12 protein-coding genes are annotated in these 14,313 nt (G+C 72.2%); 5 read left to right on the top strand and 7 right to left on the bottom strand.

Going from position 1 to position 14,313, the window contains the following annotated elements; all coding sequences use genetic code 11:
- The first annotated feature begins 77 nt into the window (after positions 1-77).
- On the top strand, positions 78-1,037 hold the full coding sequence (locus E5083_RS20175) for an RNA polymerase sigma factor SigF (RefSeq protein WP_135787118.1): 960 nt from the start codon (positions 78-80) through the stop codon (positions 1,035-1,037).
- Positions 1,038-1,132: 95 nt separating this feature from the next.
- Here E5083_RS20175 and E5083_RS20180 read toward each other — a convergent pair whose 3' ends face one another.
- Entirely contained in the window at positions 1,133-1,327 is a 195-nt protein-coding gene (locus E5083_RS20180) for a hypothetical protein (protein ID WP_167513591.1), read from the bottom strand.
- 205 nt (positions 1,328-1,532) lie between these two features.
- Here E5083_RS20180 and E5083_RS20185 point away from each other — a divergent pair, with 205 nt between their 5' ends.
- The 4 genes from E5083_RS20185 to E5083_RS20200 all read left to right on the top strand — a co-directional run bounded on the left by E5083_RS20185 (position 1,533) and on the right by E5083_RS20200 (position 5,977).
- Complete coding sequence (locus E5083_RS20185; RefSeq protein ID WP_135787120.1) at positions 1,533-2,024, top strand: MarR family winged helix-turn-helix transcriptional regulator; 492 nt, start codon at positions 1,533-1,535, stop codon at positions 2,022-2,024.
- An 82-nt stretch (positions 2,025-2,106) separates the two neighbouring features.
- Positions 2,107-4,566 (top strand): MFS transporter, encoded by a 2,460-nt coding sequence (locus E5083_RS20190; RefSeq protein ID WP_167513604.1) that lies wholly within the window; start codon positions 2,107-2,109, stop codon positions 4,564-4,566.
- A 94-nt stretch (positions 4,567-4,660) separates the two neighbouring features.
- Entirely contained in the window at positions 4,661-5,482 is an 822-nt protein-coding gene (locus E5083_RS20195; protein ID WP_135787122.1) for a YceI family protein, read from the top strand.
- 24 nt (positions 5,483-5,506) lie between these two features.
- Complete coding sequence (locus E5083_RS20200; protein WP_135787123.1) at positions 5,507-5,977, top strand: PPOX class F420-dependent oxidoreductase; 471 nt, start codon at positions 5,507-5,509, stop codon at positions 5,975-5,977.
- Between the two features lie 40 nt (positions 5,978-6,017).
- On the opposite strand, the gene E5083_RS20205 is transcribed toward E5083_RS20200, so the two are convergent.
- The 6 genes from E5083_RS20205 to E5083_RS20230 all read right to left on the bottom strand — a co-directional run bounded on the left by E5083_RS20205 (position 6,018) and on the right by E5083_RS20230 (position 14,283).
- Positions 6,018-6,788: a TetR/AcrR family transcriptional regulator gene (locus tag E5083_RS20205; protein ID WP_244317590.1), complete on the bottom strand. Its 771-nt coding sequence runs from the start codon at positions 6,786-6,788 to the stop codon at positions 6,018-6,020.
- A 69-nt stretch (positions 6,789-6,857) separates the two neighbouring features.
- The gene (locus E5083_RS20210; RefSeq protein WP_135787124.1) at positions 6,858-8,297 is read right to left on the bottom strand and encodes an MFS transporter; all 1,440 of its coding nucleotides are present in this window, start codon (positions 8,295-8,297) and stop codon (positions 6,858-6,860) included.
- Positions 8,298-8,361: 64 nt separating this feature from the next.
- Positions 8,362-10,605: an ArnT family glycosyltransferase gene (locus E5083_RS20215; RefSeq protein WP_135787125.1), complete on the bottom strand. Its 2,244-nt coding sequence runs from the start codon at positions 10,603-10,605 to the stop codon at positions 8,362-8,364.
- Positions 10,602-11,936: a bifunctional glycosyltransferase family 2/GtrA family protein gene (locus E5083_RS20220; RefSeq protein WP_135787126.1), complete on the bottom strand. Its 1,335-nt coding sequence runs from the start codon at positions 11,934-11,936 to the stop codon at positions 10,602-10,604. Before E5083_RS20220 ends, E5083_RS20215 begins: the two co-directional genes overlap by 4 nt.
- 14 nt (positions 11,937-11,950) lie before the next feature.
- Positions 11,951-13,546: a sensor histidine kinase gene (locus E5083_RS20225; RefSeq protein WP_167513592.1), complete on the bottom strand. Its 1,596-nt coding sequence runs from the start codon at positions 13,544-13,546 to the stop codon at positions 11,951-11,953.
- Positions 13,543-14,283: a response regulator transcription factor gene (locus tag E5083_RS20230; protein WP_030806287.1), complete on the bottom strand. Its 741-nt coding sequence runs from the start codon at positions 14,281-14,283 to the stop codon at positions 13,543-13,545. The genes E5083_RS20225 and E5083_RS20230 overlap by 4 nt, the downstream gene beginning before the upstream one ends.
- Positions 14,284-14,313: the final 30 nt, after the last annotated feature.

A 14,313-nucleotide genomic window follows, 5' to 3' on the forward strand; every position in this document is an offset into this window, starting at 1 on the left:
CCGGTAATTCAGGTGAAGGCCGCGCTGTTCGATCAGGACAGCGCGCCGCGACCGTCCCGCGACCCAAAGGGGGTGGCATGTCCGCAGAACAGGGCAGCTCGAAGGTGCTCACGAAGACCGTGGCAGCGCCGCAGAAGCTCGACGCTCTCGACGTCCTCGACGGCTTCGAGGGCGCTGAGGCCCTCGACGCCGCGCCCGCCCCCGCCGTCCCGGCACCGGCGCCCGACGCGGCCCCGGCCGCCGAGGAGGCCGTCCAACTGCCGGTGCCCTCGGGGGACATCGACACCCGCACGCTGTCCCGTTCCCTGTTCCTGCGGCTCGCCGCGCTCGGTGAGGACAGCCCCGAGCGGGGTTACGTCCGGGACACCCTGATCGAGCTGAACCTCCCGCTGGTGCGGTACGCCGCCGCCCGTTTCCGCTCGCGCAACGAGCCGATGGAGGACATCGTCCAGGTCGGCACCATCGGGCTGATCAAGGCGATCGACCGCTTCGACTGCGAACGGGGCGTGGAGTTCCCGACGTTCGCGATGCCGACGGTCGTGGGCGAGATCAAGCGGTTCTTCCGCGACACCTCGTGGTCGGTGCGGGTGCCGCGCCGGCTGCAGGAGCTGCGCCTGGCGCTGACCAAGGCGAGCGACGAGCTGTCCCAGCGGCTCGACCGCTCCCCGACCGTGCCGGAGCTGGCGGCCGCGCTCGGTGTCTCCGAGGAGGACGTGGTCGACGGTCTGGCGGTGGGCAACGCCTACACCGCCTCCTCGCTCGACTCCCCGGCCCCCGAGGACGACGGCGGCGAGGGCTCGCTGGCCGACCGCCTCGGCTACGAGGACACGGCGCTGGAGGGCGTGGAGTACCGGGAGTCGCTCAAGCCGCTGCTGGCCAAGCTGCCGCCGCGCGAGCGCCGGATCATCATGCTGCGCTTCTTCGCCAACATGACCCAGTCGCAGATCGGCGAGGAGGTCGGCATCTCGCAGATGCACGTCTCGCGGCTGCTGACCCGCACGCTGTCCCAGCTCCGCGAGGGTCTTGTCTCCGACTGACAAACCTGAGGAAGATCTGCCCGGCCCGTGTCACGCGCTTCGGCGCGGACGCGGGCCGCGGCCTTTGAAGGGGGCTCCACGAGGGAGCCGGGGGGTCAGCTCAGCGCGAGCCAGGCGACGGCCGCCACGACGGCCACGGCCACGATGACGCCGATGATCAGGCCGACGCGGGGACCGGAGGAAGCGGCCTCCTGCTGGCGAGCCGGGGGAGTCTCGTCGACGAACGCGCGGAACATCTGAGTGCTGCCTGCGGGGTCGTAATTGCCCTGGGGGCCCTGGGTGTTAGCCATGGGCCGAGACACTAGCGAATCCGGGTGCCCACCCCAAGTGCGGGGCCATGGGGACAGAGGCGGGCAGGTCACCCGCGTCCACCTGCACGTTTACGATCGCAATACTTGCCTTTGCCAAGTTTTTGCGCCACCCGCCCCCGATTTATTTGCCTACAGCAACCAAGCATCCGTATGGTTGCCCAAAGCAACGAATAGGGGAGGTGTGATGGCCGAGCAGGCGCAGTTCGAGGAGCTGGCACGTCAGCTCAGTGCCGTCGGCGCCGTGAAGCGCGACATCGGGCGGATACTCCCGCCCGACTGCCCGGCCGGTTCGGCCGCCGTGCTGACCCTGCTCGGCCGACACGAGGAGATGCGCATGAGCAAGCTCGCCGAGCTGCTCGCCGTCGACCTGTCGGTGACCAGCAGGCATGTCGCCCACGTGGCCGCGCGCGGCTGGATCGAGCGGTCGCCGGACCCGGCGGACAAGCGCTCGCGCATCCTGCGCCTGACGCCCGCGGGCAACGACCAGCTCGTGGAGCTGTCGCTGCGCACCAGCCGGCTGCTCGAAGAGCGGCTGAGCGACTGGACCGACGACGAGGTCGCCCAGCTCATCCAGCTCATGACCCGGCTGCGCGCGTCGTTCGGCGACTGCCGCTCCAGCGTGCCGAGACCGGCCGCCCCCGTTTCCGCAGAAACCCGTACACCCGCGATCACGTAAGTAAAGGAAGCCCATGGCAACGACCACACCATCCGGTGTGCGGGCTCACGCCAAGCACGGGGGCGGGGCCGACGAGGCCCCGATGACCCACCGGCAGATCATGGAGGCGCTCTCCGGGCTGCTGCTCGGCATGTTCGTGGCGATCCTGTCGTCCACGATCGTCTCCAACGCCCTCCCGCACATCATCGGTGACCTCGGCGGCGGCCAGTCCGCCTACACCTGGGTCGTCACCGCGGCCCTGCTGTCGATGACGGCCGCCACCCCCCTGTGGGGCAAGCTCGCCGACCTGTACAGCAAGAAGGCGCTCGTCCAGATAGCCCTGATCATCTACGTCGTCGGCTCGATGGCGGCCGGTCTGTCGCAGAACCCCGGCATGCTGATCGCCTGCCGTGTCGTCCAGGGCATCGGCGTCGGCGGTCTGTCCGCCCTGGCGCAGATCGTCATGGCGGCGATGATCTCCCCGCGTGAGCGCGGCCGTTACTCCGGCTACCTCGGCGCGACCTTCGCCGTCGCCACCGTCGGCGGCCCGCTGCTCGGCGGTGTCATCACCGACACCTCGTGGCTCGGCTGGCGCTGGTGCTTCTACGTCGGTGTCCCCTTCGCGATCATCGCGCTGATCGTCCTGCAGAAGACCCTGCACCTGCCCGTGGTCAAGCGTGAGGTGAAGGTCGACTGGGGCGGCGCCGCCCTGATCTCCGCGGCCGTCTCGCTGCTGCTGGTCTGGGTCACCTTCGCCGGTGACAAGTACGACTGGCTGTCCTGGCAGACCTACGCGATGGTGGCCGGCTCGATCGTGCTCGGCGCGCTGTTCGTGCTCGTCGAGGCCAAGGCCAGCGAGCCGATCATCCCGCTGCGCCTGTTCAAGAACCGCACCATCACGCTCGCCTCGCTCGCCTCGCTGTTCGTCGGCGTGGCCATGTTCAGCGGCACCGTGTTCTTCAGCCAGTACTTCCAGCTCGCCCGCGACAAGTCGCCGACGATGTCCGGCATCCTGACCATCCCGATGATCGGTGGTCTGTTCATCTCCTCGACCGTCTCGGGCCAGTTCATCACCCGTACCGGCCGCTGGAAGGCGTGGCTGGTCAGCGGTGGCGTCCTGGTCACCGCCGGACTCCTGCTGCTGGGCGGCATCCGGTACGACACGGACTACTGGAAGATGGCCATCTTCATGGCCCTGCTGGGTCTCGGCATCGGCATGATGATGCAGAACCTGGTGCTCGCCACGCAGAACCAGGTGGCGCCCTCCGACCTCGGCTCGGCCAGCTCCACGGTCACCTTCTTCCGCTCCCTGGGCGGCGCGGTGGGCGTCTCGGCGCTCGGCGCGGTGATGGCCCACCGGATCACGCACTACGTCACGGACGGCATCGGTTCGCTGAGCCCGAAGTACCAGGCCGCGATGGCCCAGTCCGGCTCGACCGACACCATCCCGGACATGGACACGCTGCCGGGTCCGATCCGGACCCTGATGGAGAGCGCCTACGGCCACGGCATCGCCGATGTCTTCCTCATCGCGGGCTGCCTCGCCGCCGTCGCCTTCCTGATCACGCTGTTCATCAAGGAGGTCCCGCTGAAGACGAAGGGCGGGCTCGCGCAGTCCTCCGAGTCCGAGGCCCCCGTCACGGACCCGGCCGCCGCCCCCGCGGTCGCCGAGGCCCAGCAGGTCCCGGCCATGGCCTTCGCCACCACCGAGGGCGCCCCCTCGGCCGACGGCACGGCCACCGCGGCCGCGACCGCCCCGCAGATGACGGCCGTCGCCATGGCCGGGGACACCCCGCCGGCCGGCGGCACCCCGGTGCACGGCTTCGTGCGCGGCGCCGAGAGCGCCCCGGTCCCGGGCGCCGCGGTCACGCTGATCTCGCTGGCCGGCCGCCAGCTCGGCCGCGCGGTCGCCCAGGCCGACGGCTCCTACGCGCTGGCCGCCCCCGGCACCGGCTCGTACGTGCTGATCGCCTCCGCGGACGGTTTCCAGCCGCAGGCGTCCACCGTCGTGGTGGGTGAGGAGGCGCTGTCGTTCGACATCCTGCTCAGCGGCACCAGCGGGCTGACCGGTGTGGTCCGGGCGGCCGGGAACGCGCTGCCGGTGAAGGACGCGATGGTCGTCGTCACCGATGTGCGCGGTGATCTGCTGGCCGCCGCGCAGACCGGCGAGCAGGGCGAGTTCGGGTTCACCGAGCTGGTGCCCGGCACCGTGACGATCGCGGTCAACGCCGCCGGCTACCGGCCGCGCGCGCTGCCCGTGGAGGTCGCCACCACCGGGGTCACCCGCGTGGAGGTCGACCTGGACACCGGCGCGCTGCTCAGCGGTGTCGTCCGGGCCCCGCACGGTCCGCTGGCCGACGCCCGCGTCACCCTGGTCGACCAGGCGGGCAACGTGGTCGGCACCGCCACCACCGGTGCGGACGGCGCGTACGCCTTCACCGACCTGGACGGCGGCGAGTACACCGTGATCGCCACGGGTTACCCGCCGGTGGCCACCGCGCTGACCGTCGCCGGTACCGGCACGGACGGTCACGACATCGAACTCGCCCACCCCGGCGAGTAGTTCACCCGACCGGCCCGTGGCCCGCCTTCTCCGAGCGGGCCACGGGCCGGTCCCCTGATCGACGCGCGCTCAGCCGCGCAGGGAGAAGAACGCCATGGCACTGACCGCGAGAATCCGCACCCGTGACGGCTGGGCCGTCTCGCACGCGGTGGTCACGGTGGCCGACATGACCGGTACGCAGGTGCTGCGGGCCGAGGCCGACGCCGAGGGCGTGGTGCGCGACGACACCGCGCTGGCTCCGGGGGCGTACACGGTGATCGTGACCGCCGTCGGGTACGCGCCCGTCGCCTCCAGCGCGCTGGTCACCGCGAGCGGCCGGGCCGAGGTCGGCGCGGTCACCCTGGCCCGGCAGGGCGGCAGCGAGCTGCCGCCGCCCGGACCGTGGACCATCGACCCGGTGCACTCCTCGGTCGGCGCGGTCGCGCAGCACCTGGGCATCTCCAGCGTGCGGGGCCGGTTCACCGAGTTCGGCGGGGGCATCGAGATCGCGCCCGACGACATCACCAAGTCCCGCGTGGAGGCGGTCATCCGGGCCGAGTCCATCGACACGGGCAACGGGATGCGGGACACCCACCTGCGCTCGGCCGACTTCCTGGACGTGGCGCAGTACCCGGAGCTGACCTACCGCTCGGCCGGGCTGACCCAGGCCGGCCCCGACCGGTGGACCGTGCACGGCGAGCTGTCGATGCGCGGGATCGTCCGCCCGGTCGACCTGGACCTCGCCTACCTCGGCACCGGCGCCGACCCCTGGGGCGGCACGCGGGCCGCGTTCCGCGCGACGGCCGAGCTGCACCGGGACGACTTCGCCATGAACTACAACCAGGTCCTCCAGGCCGGCATCGCCGCCATCGGCACCACCCTGCGGATCGAGCTGGACATCCAGGCGGTCCAGGGCGACGCGCTGCCGTCCCTCTGACGGAACGCGTCCTAGGCTCGGCGCATGGCACCCAACATCGCTACGAACACCAAAGTGACCCTGCCGGAACTGCTGGACTTCGTACGCCCCCGCCATCGCGCCATCCTGCTGACCCGGCGCTCCGACGGCTCCCCGCAGGGGTCCCCGTTGACCTGCGGGGTGGACGACTCCGGGCGGATCGTGGCCTCCACCTATCCGGAGCGGGCCAAGACCCGGAACGCCAAGAGGGACGAGCGGGTCAGCCTGATCGTGCTGAGCGACGAGTGGAACGGGCCCTGGGTCCAGATCGACGGTACGGCCGAGGTGCTGGACACCCCGGACTCCGTCGAGCCGCTGGTCGAGTACTACCGGAACATCGCCGGTGAGCACCCGGACTGGGACGAGTATCGCAAGGCCATGGCCGAGCAGGGCAAGTCCCTCATCCGGGTGACGCCGGAGCGGTGGGGGCCGGTGGCGACGGGCGGGTTCCCGGCGCGGCGGGCGTCCGACTCGTAGAGCAACACTCTGGTGGCCCGTGGCCGACCTCCGAAAGGGGTCAGCCGCGGGCCACCATCGCTTCGATGCCCGCGACCAGCAGGTCCAGCGCGAAGGCGAAGTCCCGGTCGAGCATCTCCTGGACGGTGTCGCCGCCGCGCGCGGCCATCAGCGCGTAGGACTCCTTCATGACCTCGGAGGTGCCGGGCACCTCGGAGGCGACGGTGAGGGACTGCTGGAAGTATTCCTCCGCGCTCAGCCCGGTGTCGGCGATGCGGGCGTGGAAGTGGCCCTCGATCGTGCCGTAGCCGTACACGAACTGGAAGACGGCCGAGATCGCGCCCGTCACCCCGTGCGCGGGCAGCCCGGCCCGGCCGACCACCCGCTGCACCGCGCGGGAGAAGGCCAGGGAGTGCGGGCCGATGTTGAGGAAGCGGCCGGCGATCGGGGACAGCCAGGGGTGGCGGACCATCATCGCCCGGTACTCGGTCGCGAGGGTACGTAGCTGCTCGCGCCAGTCGGCCGCCGTGTCCTCCGGATCGGGCAGCAGAAGCTCTCCGAAAACGGTGTCCAGGGCGAGTTCGAGCAGGTCGTCCTTGGTGTCGACGTACCAGTACAGGGACATCGCGGTGACGTTCAGCTCGCCCGCCAGGCGGCGCATGGAGAAGCGGTCCAGGCCCTCGGCGTCCAGCAGGGCGACCGAGGTCGCGGTGATCCGGTCCCGGTCCAGGCCGGAGGGCTGGCCGCCCCGGCCGCGCCGCTCCTTGCCGGTCAGCCAGACGCTGCCGCGGGCCTTGGGGCGGTCCTCAGGGGGGCCGTCTTCCTTCACCACCGGGCTTCCCTCCGTGGGCCGTCGCTCACCGCACACCTTGCCAGGTCCGGGCGGCTCAACCACCCCGGCTCAGCCGGCATCGCGCTGGGCCCGCTTCAGCAGGGCCGCCGCGACCAGGCCACCGGCCAGCACGGAGACGGAGCCGACCAGTTGCCCGGCGCTGAGTCCGGCCGAAAGGGTGCGGCCGTTGGCCAGGAACGAGCTGAGCACCGCGCCCAGCACGGCGACCCCCAGCCCGTTGCCGAACTCGGCCAGCGTGCCGTTGATCCCGGCGCCGACCCCGGCCTTCTCCGGCGGGATGGCGCTCATGATGGCGTGCGCCATGGCCGGGTTGGCCAGCGCGCACCCGGCGCCGATCAGCACCAGACCGAGCAGCGTGCCGGCGTACCCGGAGGAGGCCAGCTCGGCGATGGAGACCAGGCCGCCCGCCATCAGTGCCATGCCCAGCGCGATCGCCACCGGCGTGCCCAGCTTGGCCGCCCACTTGGCGGAGAGCCCGCTGAAGTTGAGCAGGACCACGGTGAGCGCCAGCGGTGCGGTGCGCGCGCCCGCCTCCAGGGGGCCGTAGCCGAGGACCAGTTGGAGGTGCTGGGTGAGCAGGAACAGCGCGCCGCCCATGCCGAAGGTGATGAGCACCGCACCCGCGACCGCGCCGGTGAACCTGCGGTCCCGGAAGAAGGCGAGGTCGAGCATCGGGTCCTCGACCCGGCTCTCCCAGTACGCGAACAGTGCCAGCACGGCCACCGCCACGGCCGCCGAGCCGAGCACGCGGGCCGAGGTCCAGCCGTGGTGCGGGCCGGAGATGACCGCGAAGACCAGGGCGGTCATGCCGATCGTGGAGAGCAGCGCGCCCAGCAGGTCGGGACGGGCGGGCTCGCCCGTGGCGCCGACGGCGCGGGTGGCCTTGGACTCGGGGACGAGGGCCGCCACGGCGACCAGGCCGAGGGCGGCCACGGGCAGGTTGATCAGGAAGATCGCGCCCCACCAGAAGTGGTCGAGCACGAAGCCGCCGATCAGTGGGCCGGCCGCGAAGCCGAGCGAGTTGACCGCGGCCCAGATGCCGATCGCCTTCGGCTGCTCCGCGGGCGCGAAGATCTGCATGGCGACCGCGAGCGTGGTGGTCAGCAGCAGCGCGCCGCCGATGCCCATGCCCGCGCGGGCGCCGATCAACTGGGCCGTGGTGGTGGAGAGGCCGGCGGCCAGCGAGCCGAGGCCGAACACCGCGAGGCCCGCGATCAGCATCTTCTTGCGGCCGTACCGGTCGGCGGCGCTGCCCGCGGTGAGCAGCAGGCCGGACTGGACCAGGGAGTACGCGTTGATCATCCACTGGATGTCGGAGGTGGCCGCGTGCAGCCGGTGGGTGAGCGAGGGGATCGCCACGTTCAGCACGGTGTTGTCGAGCAGCACGGTGAGCTGAGCCAGGCAGATCACGCCGAGGATCAGCCAGCGGCGCGGGTGGCCCTCGGGGGCCTTCGGGAGCGGGGGTGCCGAGACGTCGGGAGCGGACATGCCGTACACCGTATAGCGATTTCCCTATACGGTGTACGGCATTATCGGCCGAGAGTGTTTCCGGTCAGCCCGCCTTCTTCTGGGTGAGGTCGTAGAAGGTGGCCGAACCGACCGTCACCTTCTTGAAGTTGGCCTCGACCCAGGTGCTGATGGAGGAGGCGGTGCCACTGCCGCCGCCCATGCCGCCGAAGCCGCCGCGGGCCTCGCCGGTGCGGCCCATGCCGCCGCCCATGCCGCCGCCGGAGATGTAGTAGTGGATCTTGCCGTCGGCGACGTACTGCTTGAACTGGGCGAGAGTCGGGGACGGGTCGGTGCCGTTGAAGCCGCCGATCGCCATCACCGCCTTGTTGGTGGCGAGTTGGTAGCTGGCCGCGTTCTGCGAGCCGGTGGAGGCGGCGACCCAGGTGTAGGAGTCGGCGTCGGCCAGGAGGAGCTTCTTGGCCTCGGCGGAGACGTTGGCGCCGTTCAGCAGGCCGCCCGCGCCTCCGGCGCCGCCCATGCGGCCGGTCTCGCCGGTGCCGCCGGGGAAGCCCTGGCCGCCCGGGAAGCCGCCGCCGGGGAAGCCCTGGCCGTTCTGCCCGCCCTGGCCCTTGCTCTGGCCGTTGCCCTGACCGCCCTGGCCGGGGAAGCCACCGCCGGGGAAGCCCTGGCCGCCCGTGCCGCCGGGCGGGGTCTGGCCCTGACCCTGCTGGTTCTGTCCGCCCGGCATCCCGCCGGGGAAGCCGCCGCGCATGCCCTCGCCCCGGCCGCCCGGACGGCCGAAGCCCATCATGCTCGCGCCCGCCGGTCCGGCCGTCGGAATCGAGCCGGTGTGAGCGGAGTTCACGGTGCTCAGCGTGTACGCCGTCGGCCCGGCCAGTGCCGCGACCAGGCCCAGCGCGGCCGCGCCGAGCGCCAGGTTCCGGGGCGCGCGGCCGAGGAACAGCAGGCCGAGCGCGGCCAGCAGACCGCCGACCAGCACCAGCCACTTCAGCCAGGGCAGGTAGTCGGAGGTGCGGTTGAGCAGCACGTACCCCCACGCCGCCGAGGCCACGGTCGCCGCCGCGAGCGCGGCACCGGCCCAGGTCTCCTTGCGGCGCTCCCACAGCAGCCCGGCACCCATGCCGACCACGGCGGCGAGGTACGGGGCGAGGGCGATCGTGTAGTACTGGTGGAAGATGCCGGCCATGTAGCTGAAGACCACCATGGTCATCAGCAGCGAGCCGCCCCAGACCAGGAACGACGCGCGGGTGACCGAGGTGCGGGCCAGCTTGCGGGTGGCCCACAGGCCCGCGATCAGCAGGATCAGCGCGGCCGGGAGCAGCCAGGAGACCTGGCCGCCCACCTCGGCGTTGAACATCCGGTCCCAGCCGGTCGAGCCCCAGGCACCGCCGCCGCCCATACCGCCCCGGCCGCCTCCGCCGCCGACGCTGCCGGTCTCGTCGCCGTTGATCCGGCCGAGCCCGTTGTAGCCGAAGGTCAGCTCCAGGAAGCTGTTGTGCTGCGAACCGCCGATGTAGGGACGGGAGGAGGCCGGCCACAGCTCGACCAGCGCGACCCACCAGCCGCCGGACACCACCAGCGCGAGTGTGGCCAGCCCGAGCTGGCCCAGCCGCCTGCCGAACCGCACCGGCGCGCAGACCGCGTAGACGATCGCCAGCGGGGGCAGGATCAGGAACGCCTGGAGGGTCTTGGCGAGGAAGGCGAAGCCGATCGCGACGCCCGCCCAGACCAGCCAGCGGGTCCGGCCGTCCTCGATGCCGCGGACGGTGAAGTAGCAGGCCAGCGCCATCAGCAGGGCCAGCATCGCGTCCGGGTTGTTGAACCGGAACATCATCGCCGCGACCGGGGTCAGCGCCAGCACCGCGCCCGCGACCAGTCCGCCCACCGCGCTGAACCGGCGCCGTACGGCCGCGTACACGACCGCCACCGAGCCGACGCCCATGAGGACCTGCGGGACCAGGACCGCCCAGGAGTTCAGGCCGAAGATCCGGACCGACAGCTCCATGGGCCACAGGAACGCCGAGGGCTTGTCGACCGTGATGGCGTTGCCGCCGTCCAGCGAGCCGAAGAAGAAGGCTTTCCAGGAGGTGCTGCCTGCCTGTACGGCCGCCGAGTAGAAGGAGTTGGCGAAGCCGGAGGCGCTCAGGTTGTAGAGGTACAGCACGAAGGTCGCGGCGAGCAGCGCCCAGAACGCGGGGCGGGCCCAGCTCGGGTCCTCGGGGCGGCCGCGCCAGAGCCGGCGGGCGAAGGGGGCTTTCCCAGCGGCGGCCGGCGCGGGTGGCGGCGTCTCGGCGGTCTGCGGGGGCTGGTCGTACTGGGTGGTCATCGGGGGTCCCCCGTAGAGATGGTGGTGGGTTCGGAGAGGACGGCGGGTTCGGCGTACTCGGGTACGGATGGCGTGGGTACGGGCGCCGCGTCCCGGCGGTCCGGGAAGACCCAGGCGCGGAAGAGCAGGAAGCGCAGGACGGTCGCGGCGAGGTTGGCGACGACCAGGACGGCGATCTCGGTGGTGTGCGCGGGGCTGGTGGTGGCCGCGTTCAGGGCGGCCAGCGAGCCGCTGGTCAGGGCGAGGCCGATGGCGAAGACGACCAGGCCCTGCGCCTGGTGCCGTACCGCTCCGCCCCGGCCGCGCACCCCGAAGGTGAGGCGCCGGTTGGCGGCCGTGTTGGCGAGCGCGGAGAGCAGCAGGGCGAGCGCGTTGGCCGTCTGGGAGCCGCCGAACTGCCGGAAGCCGCTGTACAGCAGCAGGTAGAAGAGGGTCGAGAGACCGCCGACCACGCAGAACCCGACGAGCTGGCGGGCCAGTCCCTTGGGCACGTCGGTGATCTCGCGGTCGCGGGGGTCGTCGCCGAACGGCCGGGCCAGCCGGTCCAGCGGCAGCGAACCGGTGGTCAGCGCCCGCCCCACCCGCCACACGCCCTTCAGGTCGTCGGTCGCGGTGCGCACGATGTGCACGGTGGAGTCCGGGTCGTCGACCCAGTCGACCGGCACCTCGTGGATGCGCAGGCCCGCCCGCTCGGCCAGCACCAGCATCTCGGTGTCGAAGAACCAGCCGGTGTCCTCCACCAGCGGCAGCAGCACCTGGGCCACCTCGCGCCGGATCGCCTTGAAGCCGCACTGGGCGTCGGAGAACCGCGCCTGCAGCGAGCCGCGCAGGATCAGGTTGTAGGCCCGGCTGATGAACTCCCGCTTCGGCCCGCGCACCACCCGCGAGGTCCGGCTGAGCCGGGAGCCGATCGCCAGGTCGGAGTGGCCCGAGATCAGCGGGGCGACCAGCGGGAGCAGGGCGTTGAGGTCGGTGGAGAGGTCGACGTCCATGTACGCGAGGACCGGCGCGTCGGAGGCGGACCACACGGTGCGCAGGGCGCGTCCCCGGCCCTTGCGCTCCAGCCGGAAGTTGGTCACGTCCGGGTGGTTGGCGGCGAGTTCGGCGGCGATGAGCGGGGTGGCGTCGGTGGAGGCGTTGTCCGCGATGGTCACCCGGAAGGCGTAGGGGAAGGTGCGCGCCAGGTGCTCCCGCAGTCTGAGCACACACCGGCGCAGGTCCTTCTCCTCGTTGTAGACGGGGATCACCACGTCCAGCACCGGGGTGCCGGCGGCCGTGGCCGGGAGGTGCTCCCGTGCCGGGAGGGTGCCGGGAGAAGAGTCGGTTCGCATGGGACCGACTCTTCTCAACTCCCCTGTCGCGCCCGTGTGGCGACGCTGTGGCCCGGCTGTGAGTGCGGGACCGGCTCGGGTCCGGCGGCGGGCAGCCGTACGGTGAACACGGTCCGGCCCGGCGCGCTCTCGACGTCCACGGTGCCGCCGTGCGCGGTGACGACGGCCCGCACGATGGCGAGGCCGAGCCCGGTGGAGCCGGTGGCGCGGGTGCGCGCGGAGTCGCCGCGCGCGAACCGTTCGAAGACGTGCGGCAGCAGCGCGGCCGGGATGCCCGGACCGTCGTCCTCGACCTGGACGCACATCCGGTCGCCCTGCCTGCGCACCCGCGCGGTCACCGTGGTGCCCGGCGGGGTGTGGCGGCGGGCGTTGCCCAGCAGGTTGACCAGGATCTGCTGGAGCCGGGCCGCGTCGGCGGTCACCGGCGCCGGTTCGTCGGGCAGGTCCAGCCGCCAGATGTGGTCGAGCCCGGCCGCGCGGGCGTCGCTGACCGTGTCCACGACCAGCGGGACCAGGTCGGTGCGGTCGAACTGGAGCGGGCGCCCCGCGTCCAGCCGGGCCAGCAGCAGCAGGTCCTCCACCAGCAGGGTCATCCGGCCGGCCTCGGACTCGATCCGCGCCAGCGCGTGCCGGGTGTCCGGACCGACCTGCTCCCTGCCGCGCCGGGTCAGCTCGGCGTAGCCGCGTATCGAGGCGAGCGGGGTGCGCAGCTCGTGGCTGGCGTCGGCGACGAAGCGCCGGACCCTCGTCTCGCTCTCCTGGCGGGCGTGCAGGGCGCCGTTGACGTGGTCGAGCATCCGGTTGAGCGCGGCGCCGACCCGGCCGACCTCGGTGTGCGGGTCGCACTCGGACTCCGGGACCCGCTCGTGGAGGTTCACCTCGCCCGAGTGCAGGGGGAGTTCGGAGACGCGGGTGGCGGTGCGGGCGACCCGGCGCAGGGGGCGGGTGGCGACGCCGACGATGACCGTGCCGGCCAGCGAGGCCGCGATCAGCCCGGCGACGGTGACGCAGACCTCGACCAGGATCAGGGTGTCGACGACACCGTCCATGTCGGCGGTGGGGAGGGCGACGTAGTACCGGTCGGCGCTGTCGTGGCTCTCCGCGTACCGGACGAGGTAGTCGCCGAGGCCGGGGAGGTGGACGGTGTGGGCGCCGCCGTCCTGGGGGACGGTGGCGAGGGCGTCGGTCTGGGCCTGGCTGAGCTGGGCCGCGCGCATGCGCCGGAAGACGCCGCTGCCGTCCTTCTGCTCGTCGGAGACGGCCCCGGAGACGATCGAGCCGTCGCGCACGTAGGCGGCGACGGTCTGTTTCTGGGTGGGCCCCCGGGTGAGCAGGGTGGTGACCCGTTCGGCGGGGCTCTCGGTGGCCACCCCCGCGGCGAGCGCGGCGGCGGCCGGGTCCGGCGCACCGAGGTTCGGGCGCGGGCGGCCGACCGCCCGCTCGGCCATCTCCCGCACCTTGCCGTCGAGTTGCTGGTACAGGTGCTCGTGCAGGGCGAGCGTGGTGACCGTACCGATCACCGCGCAGACCACGGCGATCAGCACGACGGACGCGACCACCAGCCGCGTCCGCAGGGTGCGCGGGGTGCCGGCGCGGCGCACGAACCTCACGACACGGCGGGCTTGATCAGATAGCCCGCCCCCCGACGGGTGTGGATCATCGGCTCCCGGCCGGCGTCGATCTTCCGGCGCAGATAGGAGATGTACAGCTCCACGACGTTCGCCTGCCCGCCGAAGTCGTACGACCAGACCCGGTCCAGTATCTGCGCCTTGCTCAGCACCCGGCGCGGGTTGCGCATCAGGAAGCGGAGCAGCTCGAACTCGGTCGCGGTCAGGTGGATGGACTCCTCGCCCCGCCAGACCTCGTGGCTGTCCTCGTCCAGACTGAGGTCGCCCACCACCAGCACGGAGTCCGGGCGCCGGTCGGTGGCGCCGGAACGCCGGATCAGCCCGCGCAGCCGGGCCACGACCTCCTCCAGGCTGAACGGCTTGGTGACGTAGTCGTCCCCGCCCGCGGTGAGCCCGGCGATACGGTCCTCCACCGCGTCCTTGGCGGTGAGGAACAGCACGGGTACGTCCGGGAGTTCGCGGCGCAGCCGGCTCAGCACGGTCAGGCCGTCCATGTCCGGCAGCATCATGTCCAGCACCACGGCGTCGGGCCGGAACTCGCGCGCCGCGCGCAGCGCGCCCTGTCCGTCCCCCGCGCTCCTTATCCGCCAGCCCTCGTAGCGCAGCGCCATGCTCAGCAGTTCGGTGATCGACAGCTCGTCGTCCACCACCAGCACGCGGACGGGGCTGCCGTCCGGCCTCAGCAGTTCGGTGCGCCCCTGGGGCGAGGTCGTGGTCATGGTGAGACCTTGTCCGCCCGCTCTGAGAGA

The sequence above is a fragment of the Streptomyces bauhiniae genome, assembly GCF_004784475.1.
GTDB classification, from domain to species: Bacteria; Actinomycetota; Actinomycetes; order Streptomycetales; family Streptomycetaceae; genus Streptomyces; species Streptomyces seoulensis.

What these genes read in the sequence shown, in the direction of transcription:
- E5083_RS20185 (WP_135787120.1), top strand. Translation starts at nt 1,533, where the DNA reads ATGGCCGAGCAGGCGCAGTTCGAGGAGCTGGCACGTCAGCTCAGTGCC.
- E5083_RS20175 (WP_135787118.1), top strand. Translation starts at nt 78, where the DNA reads ATGTCCGCAGAACAGGGCAGCTCGAAGGTGCTCACGAAGACCGTGGCA.
- E5083_RS20180 (WP_167513591.1), bottom strand. Translation starts at nt 1,327, where the DNA reads ATGGCTAACACCCAGGGCCCCCAGGGCAATTACGACCCCGCAGGCAGC.
- E5083_RS20210 (WP_135787124.1), bottom strand. Translation starts at nt 8,297, where the DNA reads ATGTCCGCTCCCGACGTCTCGGCACCCCCGCTCCCGAAGGCCCCCGAG.
- E5083_RS20200 (WP_135787123.1), top strand. Translation starts at nt 5,507, where the DNA reads ATGGCACCCAACATCGCTACGAACACCAAAGTGACCCTGCCGGAACTG.
- E5083_RS20220 (WP_135787126.1), bottom strand. Translation starts at nt 11,936, where the DNA reads ATGCGAACCGACTCTTCTCCCGGCACCCTCCCGGCACGGGAGCACCTC.
- E5083_RS20230 (WP_030806287.1), bottom strand. Translation starts at nt 14,283, where the DNA reads ATGACCACGACCTCGCCCCAGGGGCGCACCGAACTGCTGAGGCCGGAC.
- E5083_RS20215 (WP_135787125.1), bottom strand. Translation starts at nt 10,605, where the DNA reads ATGACCACCCAGTACGACCAGCCCCCGCAGACCGCCGAGACGCCGCCA.
- E5083_RS20190 (WP_167513604.1), top strand. Translation starts at nt 2,107, where the DNA reads ATGACCCACCGGCAGATCATGGAGGCGCTCTCCGGGCTGCTGCTCGGC.
- E5083_RS20195 (WP_135787122.1), top strand. Translation starts at nt 4,661, where the DNA reads ATGGCACTGACCGCGAGAATCCGCACCCGTGACGGCTGGGCCGTCTCG.